This is a genomic window from Candidatus Nitrososphaera evergladensis SR1 (assembly GCF_000730285.1).
Taxonomy (GTDB): Archaea; Thermoproteota; Nitrososphaeria; order Nitrososphaerales; family Nitrososphaeraceae; genus Nitrososphaera; species Nitrososphaera evergladensis.
On the sequence record NZ_CP007174.1, the window covers coordinates 1,865,898 to 1,879,523 of the forward strand.

Sequence of the window (13,626 nt, forward strand, 5' to 3'; positions counted from 1 at the left end):
ACATCAAAGAAAAAAGTGATACGTGCACACACATATGCACCAGAGTTGAGGTGCATCGCCCCCTCTCTTTTTCCTTTATGATGCTCTAGCCTGTAGCTGCATTTTGCTATGCGACGCGAGAAATCTTGACGTGATTATAATTATTTATAACAAAACGTCGCAAAACATTACCGCTTGAACAAGCCAAGGATGGTTGCGGCAAAGACGTTCTTTGCCCGGATGAATGAAGGCCGGTCCCAGTGGCTTACGGAGGCGCAGATGCTAAAAGCGTGCGAGGAATTCTTTGGGCACAACGGCTACAACGACCTTGACCGCGACGTCATGTTTGCCGGCCACCAGAACTTTGTATCGCCTTTGATAGGCTCAAGCGAGCTTGAAACCATCGCCACGATATTCCGTCCAAGGCTTGACAAGTATGACATGGGCTTCTTTGGAATGCTTGAGGGCACACTCTATGACGTGATTGACAACCACGACAAGGCAACCCTGATGCTTGCGACCGACTCGCTTTCCTATGACCCAATTACGAAAATAGAGGAGATTGGGGTTGCAATCGAGAACCTGATGGATGAGGGCATGTACCTCCTCTTTGTGAACGGCAGGCTGGCGCACGCGCTATTTGACGATTTTAAGAAACTGACGATGCCGGTCCCGGTGCAGGACTGACCATTACTGTTGCTGCTTCTTTTCAACCTGCTTTGACAGGCGCACTACTTCGCCCTCCAAAAGGCGGGCATAGTGCTCCCACGAGTTGGACACCTTGGCGCGGATGTTTGCCAGCTGTATGGAGAGGTTCAGAGCATCAAGGCAGGTCTCTAGTGAACGATCGCTTGCAAAGTCGTTCATGGCCTTGCCGAATTTTGCTGCGATCTTGCGCTGCTCGTCGCTCTGTTCGTTTATCGCCTGGTTCAGCTCATCTATCTCGTCAGAGCTTCCGCCCTTTATCCATCCTCCTGCCATAAAATGGCAATGTACGATTCCAGATTAATTAATTGCGGATTACTATTCATACAGTTGGAAGCGTAACAATGTATTTATTATACAGCCAAGGAAGCTGTGAGGTATATGGTCGTTGACAACAAGGGCAAGATCACATATCTCCAAGTAATCAAGGAGGATCTTGCAGTATTTAGGATAACCCCCGAAAACGGTCAAATTCCCGACTTTAAGGCCGGGCAGTTCCTCACCATTGGCACCCACGTGCCAAGCGAGGGCAAGATAATCCGACGCGCCTACTCTATCGCGTCGCCTCCCGAGCAGAAAAAATGCTGGGAGCTTTACATCCGCTGGGTCAGAAAGCCGGTCCCCGGCAGGCTGACGACGCAGCTGTTCAACATGAAGGAAGGCGACGAGATCTCTTGGGTCAGGCCGACTGGCATTTTCACCATAAACGAAAAGATGCACGACGGAAGCCCTGACAACCGCAGGATGGTCCTCATCGGCGGCGGAACGGGCCTTGCGCCGTTTGTCTCATATTCTATGCACCTGCACGCCACGCAGAGCAAGCGCGAAATCGTGGTGCTCCACGGCGCAAGCTATGTCGACGAGCTGGGCTACCGCGAGCTGCTTACCGCGCTTGAAGACGAGAGCCTCGACAAGGGCAAGGACAAGTGGAACTTCCGCTACCGCGCTTCTGTCAGCAGGCCGCAGGAGTGGTTCAACAGGACGTGGAACGGCCAGAAGGGCAGGGTCGAGTCCTTCCTGAGGCCCAAGGCCGGCAAGGACCTGTCGCCACTTGAGGAGTTGGTCGGCGAAAAGGTGACTCCGGAGAACACGTCGTTCTACATCTGCGGATGGCAGGGAACCGTGGACGGCGCGCTGGACTACCTCATACCAAAGGGGTTCGTCACAGAGCGCAACAAGCGCAAGGACGGATCGTACGACATCAAGTTCGAGTCGTACGGCTAACTTTCTCTTTTCTCTTCTTCTTTTTCCGTTAAAGCCTTTTATTTCCGTCATAATGCACACCAAGCATGAAATTTGAGTATGAAGAATTCGGCACCATAGAGGACGTTTTTCTCTATCTCGTATCGGTAGCGCCCTATGGCAAGCAGGTCATGCCTATCAGCTCGTACAAGGGTTACGTATTCTCGCTAATCCCGCTCAGCCCGCTCACAGGCGAGCTTTTGATGATGGTCTACACAAAGGGCAACCTGGACGCGGGGCTGGTCGAGTTTGACGTATCGACCAAAAAGTTCCGCATGGTGCCGGCGGTAGAGCGCGCCGACAGGAACTACTTTATCGTGCTCACTCCAAAGACCGCCACGCTTGCCGACGAGGCAATAAACGGCCTGAAATAATAAACTCAGAGTTTCTTTGGCAGTGGCGCCGTGACGGACCTCTTGTTCGTGTAGCGGGCGACAATGTCCTCCGGCAGCTGGCCTGCAAACAGGTCCTTTGACAGTCCGCGCAGGTACTTCATTATTGCCCACGTTCCTGCCTTTATGAGGAGCGCCATGAATACCTTCATCATCGGGCCGTAGGACTTGTTCCTGATGATTATCGGGATGATGTCGTTTATCACCCGCAGGTTGTGCTGCCAGCACATCCAGAACAGCGTGAACTGCGCCTCGTTGAGGTTGCCAAAGTGCATCGAGTTCTTTTCGGAGAAGTCCTGGTAGAGCAACGGTGCAACGATGCCGCGCATGTTCGTCTGCTTGAAATCTTCGATGAGGTCGATGGTGTACTGCGTCTCGTCTGGCGTCTCATCCGGCCAGCCGATGATGAGGGTGAGAGCCGGGAACCAGTGGTTGTCGTTGAGTACCTTGCATCCTTCCCTCACGACTGCACCCCATTCTTCAGGCTGGAACGGCTTGGTCTTTACTCCAAGGTGCTTCTTGACCATCCTTGGAGCAACTGTTTCGATGCCGAGGTTGGTTGCAAGCCACCTTCCGCCTGCCACGTCCATCTCGTTTATCTGAGACAACTTCTTTATCAGGTCAGGCGACGAGGCAACCGCTGAAAGCGTCATGTGGGTTGTGCCGACAAAGCGGGCGCCCGTCGATTTCAGGCCGCTCCACAAGTGGGTGATCGCGTCTGCGTTTGGCACAAAGTCCTTGTTGTCGCAACCGTAAAGGAGCATCTCGTCTGACTGGAGCCATATCGAGTCAAAGCCATAGTCGAGGTTGAGTTTTGCTTCCTGCTGTAGGCGCTCGAGTGGAAAGTCCTTCTTGGTCCTCTTGTTCACGTCGCAAAAGTCGCATCCCCTGCCGCATCCGCGCATCGCCTCGATGAGCGAGTTGACGGTCGGGCCCTGCATCATGGGGACGTTTTCGATGTTGCGGACAAAGGTGTGAAGCAGTTCTGGCGCGTCGCCTGCTTCAAGATCGTGGAACAGGTCCAGCGCAAGTTCGTCGGCCTCGCCGATAACGACCGTGTCGATGCCGTGGATCTTCATCCTGTCCGGCTTGGCAAGTTCCCACGAGCCATTCCCGCCGACTACAACCTTGAAATTGTATTTCTTTTTTAGCTGGATAATAGAAGCGCACATTTTCTTGAACTTCATGGCGACGTACGACAGTTTCTCCGGCGACATTGTCGTGGTTACCGGCGCCATGCCAAGCGGGTCCATCACGTTTATGCCGACCACCTTGGTCTCAGGACCTATGCACTTTTCAAGCATCTCTGGGTGGGCAAGGAAAATGTCGTCGCGCCTGTACTCCTTCAGGAGGGCGCCTTCAATCCTGCGAAGGCCGCACTGCGCGACCTTGACGCCACCTGTGGCATTGTCTGTCTCGACTGACGGGCAGAATATCTTGTCAAAGACAAACTCGGGCACAAGCTCGTAGGGGCCGCAGGCGATAAAGCCGTAGAGAAAGTTGCCCCTGTAATTGGTCATAAGACTGCGGTCCGCAGTCAATACTATCCTTTTGCCACCTGATACTACCATCTTATGCGTCTACTCGTGCGTGCTCGGCTATAAATAAACCTATTACCCTTTTTTACACTCTGACAGTTAGTAAAGACCCTTCTGGTGTCCCCTGTCAAGTATCTGACGCAGCTTTGCATGGTCAAGGAGGGAGAACGCGTCCTTGAGAGTCGCCCACCGCGAGTCTGCGTGTTCCTCAGAGATTTTGATTTCCCTAGTAGGCGTGGTGGCAAAGTAGAAACTCACCTGTTTTTCAGAGCGCATGCCGTCGCCCTTGAAGTACGAGTAGGTTATCTTGCCGATATAGTTGTGGATTTCAAGCTGGCTGATTCCTGTCTCCTCTTTTACTTCGCGGACAAGCGTCTGGATGTCAGTTTCGCCCTTTTCCTTGTGGCCTTGCGGAAAACCCCAGAACCCGCGCCGGTTTCTGAGCAGCAAAAACTCTGCGACCGTATCATCGGGCAGGAATTTTATCACAGCGCCAACCGACTGCTCAAGTGCCACTTTGCGTACGACTGTGTTCAAGGCTGCTGCCAATAATAATAGTTTGTTTTTGTGTTTAAACGTATTAATATCGACTGACGAACTGAATGATAAGGTTGGGCCGGTCGTCTAGTCCGGTAGGATACGGCATTGGCATTGCTGAGGTCGTGGGTTCAAATCCCACCCGGTCCACCATTTTACATTTTTCTCAAATCAAAATGTCTTCCCTTATCTCAAACGCTGTTTTTCCCTTGTGCATTATCCTGTACACGCGATAGGGGTGATGTTTGCCGGGGCCAAGTCCAAACCGGACCAGCCTGCGGCAGGTCTCCAGCCCTGCGTTGTGTATGATGGTGCCAATCCCTCTCTTTTCTTGCATTAGTTTGTTCACGATTTCTGCCGGCAGGACCTTGCAGTAGACTTTGGACCGGGCGCGTACAAGCAACCTGCCGCTTGCGGCAGAACTGATGATGACCTCGCGCCGGATGACGCTATCGGCAAGGGTCTGTCTGACCACCTTTACTTTTACTGCCGAACCGGTAAGGATGCTGAGCACCTGCTCCACCGTGCCTGTCTCGGCAAGCAGGATCTTTTGCTCAATGCTCAAAGTTGCGCCCTTGCGCCGCTCAAGCGCCGCTATCATTTCCAGGACTGTCCTTCCAAAGTCGCCTGCTGCCTCTTCTTTTGTCATCGTCGTCACCATCATCCAATGACCGCCCTCGCAGCAACGAACAGCAGGGAAAACGCGATTGTGGCAAGGCTCAGCAGCTTTAGCCTGCGTTCAAGCCTCTTTGCGGCAACAGGATCGCCGCCCTCCCTCTTTAGCTGCTTGTAGGGCCGGGACATCCTTATCTCTGCCATGCTTGCAAGGCCCGCGCCTGCTGCAGCCGCAAGCGGCGCCAGTGCAACGACATTGCCTGTCTGGATGGTATAGCCTGCCGTGACAGGAAGGGCGCCCCATGACACTGCAAACCAAAAGTTAGTGTGAAACCTTCCTTTCCAGATCTCAAAATTGTACGCAAACAGCAAGAATCCTTCAAGGACTGCCGCTATTGCAAGTGCAGGCACGTAAAACACGATGTAATAGATGCCAATTGCGTAGGCGCCGGCAAGGGACAGGGCCAAGAGCGCCACCATCTGCCTGCGCGTAAAGTATGCTCCCCACGGCTTGGCCTTTTTCGATCCGATGGCGTCTGCCGCGTGCGCGCCGACCCCCAGTGCGAGCGCGTAGATGAAGACGATTGCGCCTACCCTGTCCCAGTGGATGTCATTAGGGGGGACGAGCATGGCGCCAATCAGCGTAAAGGCGATGCACATGCCTGTGTACGGCAGAAACAATAAACCCACAAAGGCGCGGAACCTTGGCGGGCCAAACCTGGGCACGAACCACTCGTTCATGCGGCTCTCTGTCATGGTTTTCTCGCCACCACCATTCCTGCCGTGCCAAGCGTGTAGCGCTTACATTCGATATCTGAAAACCCCCGCTCTTGCAGCGCCTCTACCAGTTTATCGGTCCAGCAAGAGTCGCATATGACCCTGTCAAGGTCGCAAAACACCTCTTTCCACGAGCGCGCAAACACGCCTGCAATCCTCAATATCGCAAAGTAGAGCTTCCACAGGCCGTACATGGCAAGATTTTCAGGGCAAGTAAAATCGTGAAAGACGGCAACGCCTCCCGGCGCAAGAACGCGCCAACATTCGCCTGCCAGCGCTCTTGCGTCGACGTACTTGGCAAGGTACGACGAAACTATCGCGTCAAATGCCCCATCTCTGTAGGGGATGGCCTCTGCAGTCGCCTGTACAGAGGCAAGCGACATTTTTTTGCGCGCCACCTGAAGGTATTCAAACGTAAGGTCGAGGCCGGTCACCCTTCTATTGACCTTCGTGTCAACCATCGCGGCAAGTATGCCCGTCCCGCAGGCAAGGTCAAGGACTTTTTTTCTGACTCCTATCTCTGCCAAGATACGGCGCTTCCAGGCCGCGTCACGGCCAAAAGTCGTCGTCCTGACTACAAGATCGTAGCTTGGCGCCGTGTAAGAGTTGAAGAATTTCCTTGCTGTTGCGTGGCCTTCTTTATGCTGGACCAGCACTCTATTCTATATCTCGCATTGCTTGCTATTTTGAATAGCGGCCACGACATCAAATAGTTAATCAATGTGCGCAGGTATGGTATCTGCGCGTTTTTAGTAGTTCTGAAAATCTCGATAGCTTTGGAAAAGAATTAGCCAAGCTATGGCAAATTTGACAGATGTGGAGAAAAGAAAAACCAATTAAATGGTTGTTGTTGTCGTCGTATTTTTTTTCTTGCTCATAACACCTACACACACGCAAGTCGCAATGATGGATTTATGTCGCCAAAGAAAGACTCCACACGTAGCAAGCAAAAAATCTGACGGAAATACATATTGGCAGATCGCATGAAATTATTAATGGTGAAAAATAGGTTTTGTCTTATTCAGAACCTGAAGTTCAATACCTAAAGTCGCAACGCCTGGCCAGGATTGCGACTGCATCGCCTGAAGGTCGTCCCGACGTTGCTCCGGTGGCGTTCGAGTTTGATGGCAAGTACTTTTACGCGGGAAGTCATAGTCAAGATATCTTTCACAAAACGCGCAAGTACAAGAACGTCAGGGACGGGAACAAGCGCGTGGCGCTTGCGATAGACGACTTGGAATCTGTGAATCCCTGGAAGCCTCGAGGCATTAAAGTATATGGGACCGCCGAGATCGTAGAGCATGACGGGATGTTTGGGCGTGGCAATTACCTGCGCATTGCTCCGAGCATCTCGTGGAGCTGGGGGATTAAAGAGGGAATCAAGACAGTCAAGACCGTTCACGGCAATAGTTCTGGTTTGTGACACACACACACACACACACACACACACACACACACACATCGTCTGGCCGTCTATGTTTTTTGTCGAATTTCAGAAATTGGCAGCGCTTTTTATAACATATAATTATGCAATCCGCGCAAACGTCATGCAAGCGTGTATTTCGTCAACTGGCAGCGCGACATTTCAGTGGAAGAGCGTGATGGCCGCAAGGTGGTGGTCAAGCGCAACAAGCCAACAAAGGGCTTCCACGAATACATCCTTCTCTGCACCTATACGTTCATCTCTATTTTTCTTGCGCACCCGTCGGCGCCTCCTGCTCCCGGCGACATTACGAGAAACGAGGGTCCGGAAACGCGAAAAACACTTGAAAGGGTTGGCATACCCACGCCACATCTTGTGTCAATGACTGGAAAAGAGCTCGTCGAAGAGTACGTGGATGGAGGCGACCTGTACAGGTCCCTTGCGGCAGGCACGCGACGATCTTCCCTTGCGCAGGAGGCAGGAAGGCTCACCGCCCTTGCACACACTGCGGGCCTCGTGTTTACCGACAACAAGGCGCAAAACTTTCTTGTGCAGGGCGAGTCTCTCTTGCGCACAGACCTTGCATTTCTGCAGAAAAGCCGTTCGACCTTTGCAAGAAGCATGGACGTCGGCTCGTTCCTTGCAAGCGTAGTCGACCTTCCAAACTACCGCGAGATAGAGCAGGCGTTTTATAGGGGCTACCGCCTGCAGTCCGGGGACAACTTTCCCTACCTGTCGCTTGTTATAAGGAACATCCTTGCCACCGGCTTTTCCGCCGACGGCAGAACCGCGCTTCGCAACATGATGCTCGACTCATCAGACGTGATAGGCTAGATGGGCGGAAGCTCTGTCTTTTTGTCAAAGCCGCCCGAGCCGAACTTGCAGTAAAAGCACTGGTCGGACTGCATGTAGGTCAGCTTTTGTATAGAGATTGCTCCTATCTTGAGTGCCACCTTGGTCATAAAGCGGTACTTGAAGGGCATGGCCGGTATGACCTCGTTAAAGTAGACGTCATAGTGGTCGGGGCAGAACTTGAGCGTGATCTTGCCCTGCTGGCGCTGCTCTGGCGGCAGGTCCTTGTTGCTTTCGCTCACCGTCTGGGCGACCCTCATCTGCTCCCTGATGTACTCGTGCTTTGGGCAGGGGCAGTCCTTGCCTCCTGGGTGCTTGTACGCCGGCGTGTTTTTCCAGTCAAAGCCGGGGTACTCTTTCTCAAAATCATCCATCGCTAAGGCTTTTTACGGCCCCATGCAATATAAAGATGTGGTGCGTACCCTCTGGCGTGCGAGAAAATGACAAAAAATATATTTTTGGAGCTAATACAACCCCCTTACGTGACGTGGGCAACCCCCTCATCGTGATGATAATGGTGCAATCTCTACATTGAGTACAGCAACAACAGCAAACAACAATCCTGAAGCGGATCCGAACATGAAGACTCTGCTTGAGTTCAAAAAGACAGTAGTCGACGAGCAAAAGCAAGGCGACAAGAAAATCGAGGAAATAAACACGCGGCTTGAAGCCGTCAAGAAGCAGATAGACGAGGAAAGAATGCAGCTTGACGAGCTGCGCGCCAAGCTCAAGGGCGTCAATGAGGAAAAGGATGCCGATTACCCCAAGTTTGTCGAATTGCGCAACAGCCTCATTGAGGCCAAGAACCAGATGAAGTCGCTAGACGACAAGGTCGGCCAGGCAAAGTCCCGCAAGGACAGAAACGAAATCCACGGCCTTACAAAGGCGCTTGAGCAGATAGAGCGCGACATACAGACCAAAAAGCTGTCCAAGGAGGAGGAGCGCAAGCTGGTCGCGCGTTCAAAGGAAATTGCGACAAAACTTCACACTCTAAAGATGATGCACAAAAAGGAGGACCAGTACCGCGAAATGTCCACCCAGTACGACGAGCTGAAAGGCCGCGTCAACAAGATCTTCCGCCAGAAAGAAGAGTTTGGCAACAAGATAGGCAAGCTCAAGGAAAGCATCGAAAGCTTGGTGAACACGCGCGAGGCACTCTACGAAGAGCGTAGGCAGGTCATCCACACCGTGCGCGAAGCGGCAGCAAAACTCGAAATGATAGAGACGCAGCTCAATGCCATTGCGTTCAAGAAGAACCGCATGGCCCAGAGCGAGACAAGGCAGAAAAAGACAAAGGAGATGGAAGAGCGCAGGGTTGCAAGGCAGGAGGCCATGCAAGAACGCGTAAGGCGCGACAAGGAGTACCAGGAGCGCTGGAACGCGCTAAAAGAAGCCGCGATGAAAAAGATGTCTTCCGGCGAGAAACTGACGTTTGACGAAATGAAGCTGATATTCGGCGATTCCGCACAGGAATAAAAGCAGACAAACATTTTTGTGCCAGCCTCATTAAACACAGTACGCTGATGTCGGAAGGAGAAGATAAACTGCAATACACGGGCAAGGTTTACCTGTACAGCTCGGGTATGCCCGAAGACCTGATCGCGATTTCAAAAGAAAAACTTGTCGAGCGGGGCGTGAGCGAGGGCGATATCGTGGTGCTCCTTGACCCCGTGGGAGTGCCGGAAGGAAGCATCATGGCAACCATCTGGCCGCACTATTTGTCAGTTGCCAAGGTAAAGCGCGTGCGAGAGGGCTCGATATACGCGCCGCAGCTGTTTAACATCCAGTTCTGATTTAAGCAAAAACATTAAATCGGCTTTTGAGCAACAGCAATTCTGGCTATATGCTAACGTTCTTTTGCAAGCGCGACAGGCACGTGGACTGCCCCGGCGAGTGGCCGGTCGGCGAGTCGTGCGGCCCTGACCACGACTGCTCATTTGACATGCGAATGATGAAATGCGCTTGCAAGTGCCATGTTGAGAAAAAGAATGTGGCGGCGCAACCCTCCACAACAACAGCAGCCGCAAAGCGCGCCACTGCTGCCTCCAAAAGAGCTGGCGCAGCAGGTAAGTAACCTTTAATTGCTCTTTGCCTCTCACCGTGCTTGTTACACAGATGCTTGACTTTTTTTCTGTCCTGTTCGGGCAACTTGGAGGGCTGACGGACCCTGGCGAATTTGACCCAGCAAACCCGCTGGTCTGGGTATACATCATCTCGCTTGCGATAATCCCGTTTTTCATGATGTACGGCCAAAAGATGCAGTCAAAGGTGATACTGGGGGAGGTGTCAAAGTCGCTGGTGAAACTGAAGGATATGAAGGATGGCGCCCGGCGCGATGCAATAGACTATGTCAAAAGCGTTATTCAGGACAAGGCTGCCGACCCGTCAGCCAAGATCGACAAATTCTTGGAATACTTCACTATAATGCCCGTCGACATGGACCCAAGCGGGGTCGTGCGCAAGGTCGAGCACGTCATTCGGACAAAGGACGAGCGTATGCGCGCGGAGGTCCGCAAGATATGCCCCGGAGTCGGCGATTACGAGCTGTCAAAGATAGAGAACATACTTGAAGCCGCGACTGCGCTCAACATGATCTACAAGGTGGTGAGGCACTATTTCCTGATGGGCAAGCGCACGACTAGCATGTTCGTGCTGGTGCAGCTGCAGATGGTGATGCCACTTTTGATTGAAGAGGCCACCGCGATGAAAAAGGCTATGGGCGCCTTTGAAAAGGGCCAGCCGATAGGCGACGGCATCGGGCCGATGGTGGTCGGCAGGATGATGCTTGGCAAGGAGAAAATGCCTGCAGCGAAGGAAACCGTCTACGCAGAAGGTGAGCACGCAGGCAGGAAATTGTACCTGCTAAAGGCGGAAGGGCCGTCAGGCACGGTCGGCAGGCCGGGCGAGGCAATTTCGCGCCTCGTGGGGGACCTTGGGATAAAAATCGACGCAATAGTTATGATAGACGCTGCGCTCAAGCTGGAAGGGGAAAAGACCGGCGACGTTGCCGAAGGAATCGGCGCGGCCATAGGGGGCATCGGCGTGGAAAAATACCAGATAGAAGAGGTCGCCACCCGGTTTGAAATACCGCTATACGCGGTCATTGTAAAACAGTCGGTGCAGGATGCCATCACTGTCATGCGAAAGGAAATTGCCGACTCGTTTGCCAAAGTCACAGACACTGTGCACGCGATAATCGAGGACAAGACAGAAGAAGGCCAGTCCGTGCTGGTAATAGGCGTCGGCAATACGATGGGAGTGGCGCAATAAAATGATACTGTTTGGCAAGAAAAAAGAAGTTCCCCCTACGATATACACGGAAGAAACCTGCAGCGTCTGCGGGGAAAAGATGCGCCGGCCTTTTGAAGAAGGCGACTATGTCTTTCGCAATGGCTCCACCTGCAAGAAATGCGGCTCGTCGTCAACGATGGTGAGTGCCGTCTATGGCGAGTACCCGCCTGACAAAGACTCTTCCTAGATTGTTATCACTGTCGAGCCGCTTTCGTTTGGTATGAGCGTGTGCTCTGCCTGCGCGACCATCCTGCCGTGGCCCTCGACCAGTATCGGGTACGCGTGGATGTTCTTTTTCTTTATCAGCACGTCTATGGTCCTGCGCAGCCTTGCTTCGTCGTCAAAAGCGTCCGTCAGCCACCTGAGCGCAAAGGGGAGCGTTTTGTAGCGGTTCCATATGATTTCCAAAAGGCTGTCTGCATCCTTGTCCTTGCTTGGCTTTCTTGAGGTTATCCCAAAGATGTTCTTGACCTTTCCTTCTCGCACAACTCCCATGCCGTCCTTTGTGGTCGCAAACGGCTCTATCGCGTATGCCTCTGTAGGCTGGAGCGCAAACGACGAGCCTATCGTCCAGACGTTTGGGATCGACTTGCCTGCGTGTATGGTGTATTGCTGCAGAGAATGCCCCGACAGGTTCTGTATGGGCTTGTACCCCATCCTGCCAATCATGGTCTCGATTGTCCGGCCGATGTCGCTTGCCTTGGTGTTGGCCCTTGCCATGCGCACCGCCTCTGCAAGCGCAGTCTCGGCCGCCTTGACAAGCGAGTCGAATTTCGGGTCGTAGCATACAGTCACGGCCGTGTCTGCGATGTAGCCGTCGACGTGGACGCCGATGTCTATCTTTAGCACGTCGCCTTCTTTTACCGTGGTCTGGTCGCCCGGCTCTGCGGTATAGTGCGCGGCAATCTCGTTGAGGCTGGCGTTTACGGGAAACGCCGGCTGTGCGCCCATCGCCCTTATCTGGGCTTCGACCTTTTCGCAGACCTCAAGGAGGGTCGAGCCGACGTGGTACTTGCGCCTTGCGTCTTCCCTTACCTGTGCCGCTATCTTGCCTGCTTTTAGATAGCTCTCAGCGTTCATTCTCTTTTTTCTCTCTCATTTCTTGAACCATCTTATCATAATATAGAGATTGTGCGCTCAAAGCCGTCTGTCCCGTACAGCCCCACCAGCGCAGATAGTTCCAATGTCGTTATTGGGAGCTGGTCGCTGTGCTCGAAATAGTCAAACACGGGCGACATCAAGTAGCCCTTTTCCGTTCCCATGTGGCCAAGGCCTAGCACATGGCCCATCTCGTGCACCGCAGAGTTGCGAAATGCATAGTTTGGCAGCTTTATCTCCGTCTTGCCGTCGCCGTGGAGCACCTGCGGCGAGAGGTAGACGTTTGCGCTTTCAGCGTCACCACCTGTGTACTGCACCGCGGTGTACGCGCCCGTCTGCCTGGGGTATTCTGGAAAGTCCTTGTAGGTGTTGTAGATGTGGACCCTGACGTTGCAGCCCCCCATCTGCAACTCGCTTGGAGAATAGCGCGCAGTCATGGTCCACCCTTGCTGGTCGCCCGTGTATTCGCGCAGAGCCTGCCTCCATTCCTGCACCGCAAGCTTTGCCCATGCGTAGTACGAGTTTGGGACGCCGGCCTGCTTGAATATGCACACGTGCAGGCTGTCGCTCCAGGTAAAGCCTGAAGTCGGGACCTTGGTCTCTGTAAAATCCGTCTGCTCTTTGTAGTATTGCACTGCAGACGCAGAAGGCAGGAAAAGGACAAGTGAAAGGAGCGTCGCAATGAAAAGAAAAGCAGGTACAAGGACGCGTAGCAATGTGTGTGCTGCTTTTCCTTGCCTGCTATCGCTTTTATCCTTTCTTTCTCTTCTTTTCCTTTTTTTCTTAAGAAATGCTCTTGTCGCCCTTGTCAAGAGTGGCGATGTTTATCGCCTGCTCGACTGTGGACACGAATATCACTCCGTCGCCGTGCTCGCCTGTACGCGAGGACTCAACTACCGCCTGTATCACCTGGTCCAGCTGCGCGTCTGGCACGAGTATCTCAAACTTGATCTTGGGCAGAAGGTCGTAGGCCACCGGCTGTCCCCTCCACTGCAGGTGGAGCTCGCGCTGCTTGCTCCATCCAGAAACGTTGTAGATGGTCATGCCGCCTATTCCAAGCTGCCTCAGCTTCTCCTTGACTACTGGCATCTTTTCTGAGCGTATGATTGCCTCGAGCTTTTTCATTCTAGAGGCCTATGCTTGAACATTCTTAAATTCTTTGTTATTATCTCTATGT

General features: G+C 53.0%; 20 protein-coding genes and 1 tRNA gene. 11 read left to right on the forward strand and 10 right to left on the reverse strand.

Features of this window, described 5'->3' with window-relative positions:
* Nucleotides 1-174 precede the first annotated feature (174 nt).
* Nucleotides 175-666 (forward strand): hypothetical protein, encoded by a 492-nt coding sequence (locus NTE_RS10165; protein ID WP_148700921.1) that lies wholly within the window; start codon nucleotides 175-177, stop codon nucleotides 664-666.
* A 3-nt stretch (nucleotides 667-669) separates the two neighbouring features.
* Here NTE_RS10165 and NTE_RS10170 read toward each other — a convergent pair whose 3' ends face one another.
* The gene (locus tag NTE_RS10170; protein ID WP_148700922.1) at nucleotides 670-960 is read right to left on the reverse strand and encodes a hypothetical protein; all 291 of its coding nucleotides are present in this window, start codon (nucleotides 958-960) and stop codon (nucleotides 670-672) included.
* A 105-nt stretch (nucleotides 961-1,065) separates the two neighbouring features.
* On the opposite strand from NTE_RS10170, the gene NTE_RS10175 reads away from it, so the two are divergent.
* On the forward strand, nucleotides 1,066-1,908 hold the full coding sequence (locus NTE_RS10175) for a ferredoxin--NADP reductase (RefSeq protein ID WP_148700923.1): 843 nt from the start codon (nucleotides 1,066-1,068) through the stop codon (nucleotides 1,906-1,908).
* Nucleotides 1,909-1,973: 65 nt separating this feature from the next.
* Nucleotides 1,974-2,300: a hypothetical protein gene (locus NTE_RS10180; RefSeq protein WP_148700924.1), complete on the forward strand. Its 327-nt coding sequence runs from the start codon at nucleotides 1,974-1,976 to the stop codon at nucleotides 2,298-2,300.
* 5 nt (nucleotides 2,301-2,305) lie between these two features.
* On the opposite strand, the gene NTE_RS10185 is transcribed toward NTE_RS10180, so the two are convergent.
* Together NTE_RS10185 and NTE_RS10190 are read right to left on the reverse strand one after the other, a co-directional pair.
* Nucleotides 2,306-3,838 carry a B12-binding domain-containing radical SAM protein gene (locus NTE_RS10185; protein WP_148702125.1) on the reverse strand — a complete coding sequence of 511 codons (1,533 nt, stop codon included), beginning with the start codon at nucleotides 3,836-3,838 and terminating at the stop codon, nucleotides 2,306-2,308.
* 117 nt (nucleotides 3,839-3,955) lie between these two features.
* On the reverse strand, nucleotides 3,956-4,393 hold the full coding sequence (locus NTE_RS10190; RefSeq protein ID WP_158385419.1) for a bis(5'-nucleosyl)-tetraphosphatase: 438 nt from the start codon (nucleotides 4,391-4,393) through the stop codon (nucleotides 3,956-3,958).
* 76 nt (nucleotides 4,394-4,469) lie between these two features.
* Between NTE_RS10190 and NTE_RS10195 the strand changes: the two genes are divergently transcribed.
* A tRNA-Ala gene (locus NTE_RS10195) sits at nucleotides 4,470-4,546 on the forward strand.
* A 13-nt stretch (nucleotides 4,547-4,559) separates the two neighbouring features.
* Here NTE_RS10195 and NTE_RS10200 read toward each other — a convergent pair.
* From NTE_RS10200 to NTE_RS10210, 3 genes are read right to left on the reverse strand one after another with little or no spacing between them, the layout of a single operon-like run.
* Nucleotides 4,560-5,057, reverse strand: coding sequence for a hypothetical protein (locus NTE_RS10200; RefSeq protein ID WP_148700926.1), 498 nt, complete (start codon nucleotides 5,055-5,057; stop codon nucleotides 4,560-4,562).
* On the reverse strand, nucleotides 5,054-5,764 hold the full coding sequence (locus tag NTE_RS10205) for a hypothetical protein (RefSeq protein ID WP_148700927.1): 711 nt from the start codon (nucleotides 5,762-5,764) through the stop codon (nucleotides 5,054-5,056). Before NTE_RS10205 ends, NTE_RS10200 begins: the two co-directional genes overlap by 4 nt.
* Entirely contained in the window at nucleotides 5,761-6,441 is a 681-nt protein-coding gene (locus NTE_RS10210; protein ID WP_148700928.1) for a class I SAM-dependent methyltransferase, read from the reverse strand. Before NTE_RS10210 ends, NTE_RS10205 begins: the two co-directional genes overlap by 4 nt.
* A 356-nt stretch (nucleotides 6,442-6,797) precedes the next feature.
* Here NTE_RS10210 and NTE_RS10215 point away from each other — a divergent pair, with 356 nt between their 5' ends.
* Together NTE_RS10215 and NTE_RS10220 are read left to right on the forward strand one after the other, a co-directional pair.
* Nucleotides 6,798-7,208 (forward strand): PPOX class F420-dependent oxidoreductase, encoded by a 411-nt coding sequence (locus NTE_RS10215; RefSeq protein WP_148700929.1) that lies wholly within the window; start codon nucleotides 6,798-6,800, stop codon nucleotides 7,206-7,208.
* 132 nt (nucleotides 7,209-7,340) lie between these two features.
* Nucleotides 7,341-8,042: a BUD32 family EKC/KEOPS complex subunit gene (locus NTE_RS10220; RefSeq protein WP_148700930.1), complete on the forward strand. Its 702-nt coding sequence runs from the start codon at nucleotides 7,341-7,343 to the stop codon at nucleotides 8,040-8,042.
* Here the strand turns inward: NTE_RS10220 and NTE_RS10225 are convergent.
* Nucleotides 8,039-8,434: a hypothetical protein gene (locus NTE_RS10225; protein ID WP_148700931.1), complete on the reverse strand. Its 396-nt coding sequence runs from the start codon at nucleotides 8,432-8,434 to the stop codon at nucleotides 8,039-8,041. The two genes, NTE_RS10220 and NTE_RS10225, sit on opposite strands and share 4 nt — an antisense overlap.
* Before the next feature lie 157 nt (nucleotides 8,435-8,591).
* On the opposite strand from NTE_RS10225, the gene NTE_RS10230 reads away from it, so the two are divergent.
* The 5 genes from NTE_RS10230 to NTE_RS10250 are packed head-to-tail and all read left to right on the forward strand — an operon-like array spanning nucleotide 8,592 to nucleotide 11,538.
* Complete coding sequence (locus NTE_RS10230; protein ID WP_148700932.1) at nucleotides 8,592-9,536, forward strand: coiled-coil protein; 945 nt, start codon at nucleotides 8,592-8,594, stop codon at nucleotides 9,534-9,536.
* Nucleotides 9,537-9,583: 47 nt separating this feature from the next.
* Entirely contained in the window at nucleotides 9,584-9,853 is a 270-nt protein-coding gene (locus NTE_RS10235; RefSeq protein ID WP_075054103.1) for a hypothetical protein, read from the forward strand.
* Between the two features lie 50 nt (nucleotides 9,854-9,903).
* Nucleotides 9,904-10,134, forward strand: a complete 231-nt coding sequence (locus NTE_RS10240; protein ID WP_144239470.1) for a hypothetical protein — start codon at nucleotides 9,904-9,906, stop codon at nucleotides 10,132-10,134.
* Nucleotides 10,135-10,175: 41 nt separating this feature from the next.
* Nucleotides 10,176-11,330 carry a DUF1512 domain-containing protein gene (locus tag NTE_RS10245; RefSeq protein ID WP_075055977.1) on the forward strand — a complete coding sequence of 385 codons (1,155 nt, stop codon included), beginning with the start codon at nucleotides 10,176-10,178 and terminating at the stop codon, nucleotides 11,328-11,330.
* A gap of 1 nt (nucleotide 11,331) precedes the next feature.
* Nucleotides 11,332-11,538: a hypothetical protein gene (locus NTE_RS10250; RefSeq protein ID WP_075054101.1), complete on the forward strand. Its 207-nt coding sequence runs from the start codon at nucleotides 11,332-11,334 to the stop codon at nucleotides 11,536-11,538.
* Here NTE_RS10250 and map read toward each other — a convergent pair.
* The 3 genes from map to NTE_RS10265 all read right to left on the reverse strand — a co-directional run bounded on the left by map (nucleotide 11,535) and on the right by NTE_RS10265 (nucleotide 13,574).
* The gene (gene map, locus NTE_RS10255) at nucleotides 11,535-12,431 is read right to left on the reverse strand and encodes a type II methionyl aminopeptidase (protein WP_075054100.1); all 897 of its coding nucleotides are present in this window, start codon (nucleotides 12,429-12,431) and stop codon (nucleotides 11,535-11,537) included. The genes NTE_RS10250 and map overlap by 4 nt on opposite strands.
* 35 nt (nucleotides 12,432-12,466) lie before the next feature.
* Nucleotides 12,467-13,165: a matrixin family metalloprotease gene (locus NTE_RS10260; RefSeq protein WP_075054099.1), complete on the reverse strand. Its 699-nt coding sequence runs from the start codon at nucleotides 13,163-13,165 to the stop codon at nucleotides 12,467-12,469.
* Between the two features lie 67 nt (nucleotides 13,166-13,232).
* Nucleotides 13,233-13,574 carry a P-II family nitrogen regulator gene (locus NTE_RS10265; protein ID WP_075054098.1) on the reverse strand — a complete coding sequence of 114 codons (342 nt, stop codon included), beginning with the start codon at nucleotides 13,572-13,574 and terminating at the stop codon, nucleotides 13,233-13,235.
* Nucleotides 13,575-13,626 lie beyond the last annotated feature (52 nt).

Excerpts from the sequence above, each read along its gene's own strand:
- NTE_RS10185 (WP_148702125.1), bottom strand. The coding sequence starts at position 3,838 with ATGACCAATTACAGGGGCAACTTTCTCTACGGCTTTATCGCCTGCGGC.
- NTE_RS10170 (WP_148700922.1), bottom strand. The coding sequence starts at position 960 with ATGGCAGGAGGATGGATAAAGGGCGGAAGCTCTGACGAGATAGATGAG.
- NTE_RS10225 (WP_148700931.1), bottom strand. The coding sequence starts at position 8,434 with ATGGATGATTTTGAGAAAGAGTACCCCGGCTTTGACTGGAAAAACACG.
- NTE_RS10180 (WP_148700924.1), top strand. The coding sequence starts at position 1,974 with ATGAAATTTGAGTATGAAGAATTCGGCACCATAGAGGACGTTTTTCTC.
- NTE_RS10235 (WP_075054103.1), top strand. The coding sequence starts at position 9,584 with ATGTCGGAAGGAGAAGATAAACTGCAATACACGGGCAAGGTTTACCTG.
- NTE_RS10175 (WP_148700923.1), top strand. The coding sequence starts at position 1,066 with ATGGTCGTTGACAACAAGGGCAAGATCACATATCTCCAAGTAATCAAG.
- NTE_RS10200 (WP_148700926.1), bottom strand. The coding sequence starts at position 5,057 with ATGATGGTGACGACGATGACAAAAGAAGAGGCAGCAGGCGACTTTGGA.
- NTE_RS10240 (WP_144239470.1), top strand. The coding sequence starts at position 9,904 with ATGCTAACGTTCTTTTGCAAGCGCGACAGGCACGTGGACTGCCCCGGC.
- NTE_RS10205 (WP_148700927.1), bottom strand. The coding sequence starts at position 5,764 with ATGACAGAGAGCCGCATGAACGAGTGGTTCGTGCCCAGGTTTGGCCCG.
- map (WP_075054100.1), bottom strand. The coding sequence starts at position 12,431 with ATGAACGCTGAGAGCTATCTAAAAGCAGGCAAGATAGCGGCACAGGTA.
- NTE_RS10250 (WP_075054101.1), top strand. The coding sequence starts at position 11,332 with ATGATACTGTTTGGCAAGAAAAAAGAAGTTCCCCCTACGATATACACG.
- NTE_RS10265 (WP_075054098.1), bottom strand. The coding sequence starts at position 13,574 with ATGAAAAAGCTCGAGGCAATCATACGCTCAGAAAAGATGCCAGTAGTC.
- NTE_RS10245 (WP_075055977.1), top strand. The coding sequence starts at position 10,176 with ATGCTTGACTTTTTTTCTGTCCTGTTCGGGCAACTTGGAGGGCTGACG.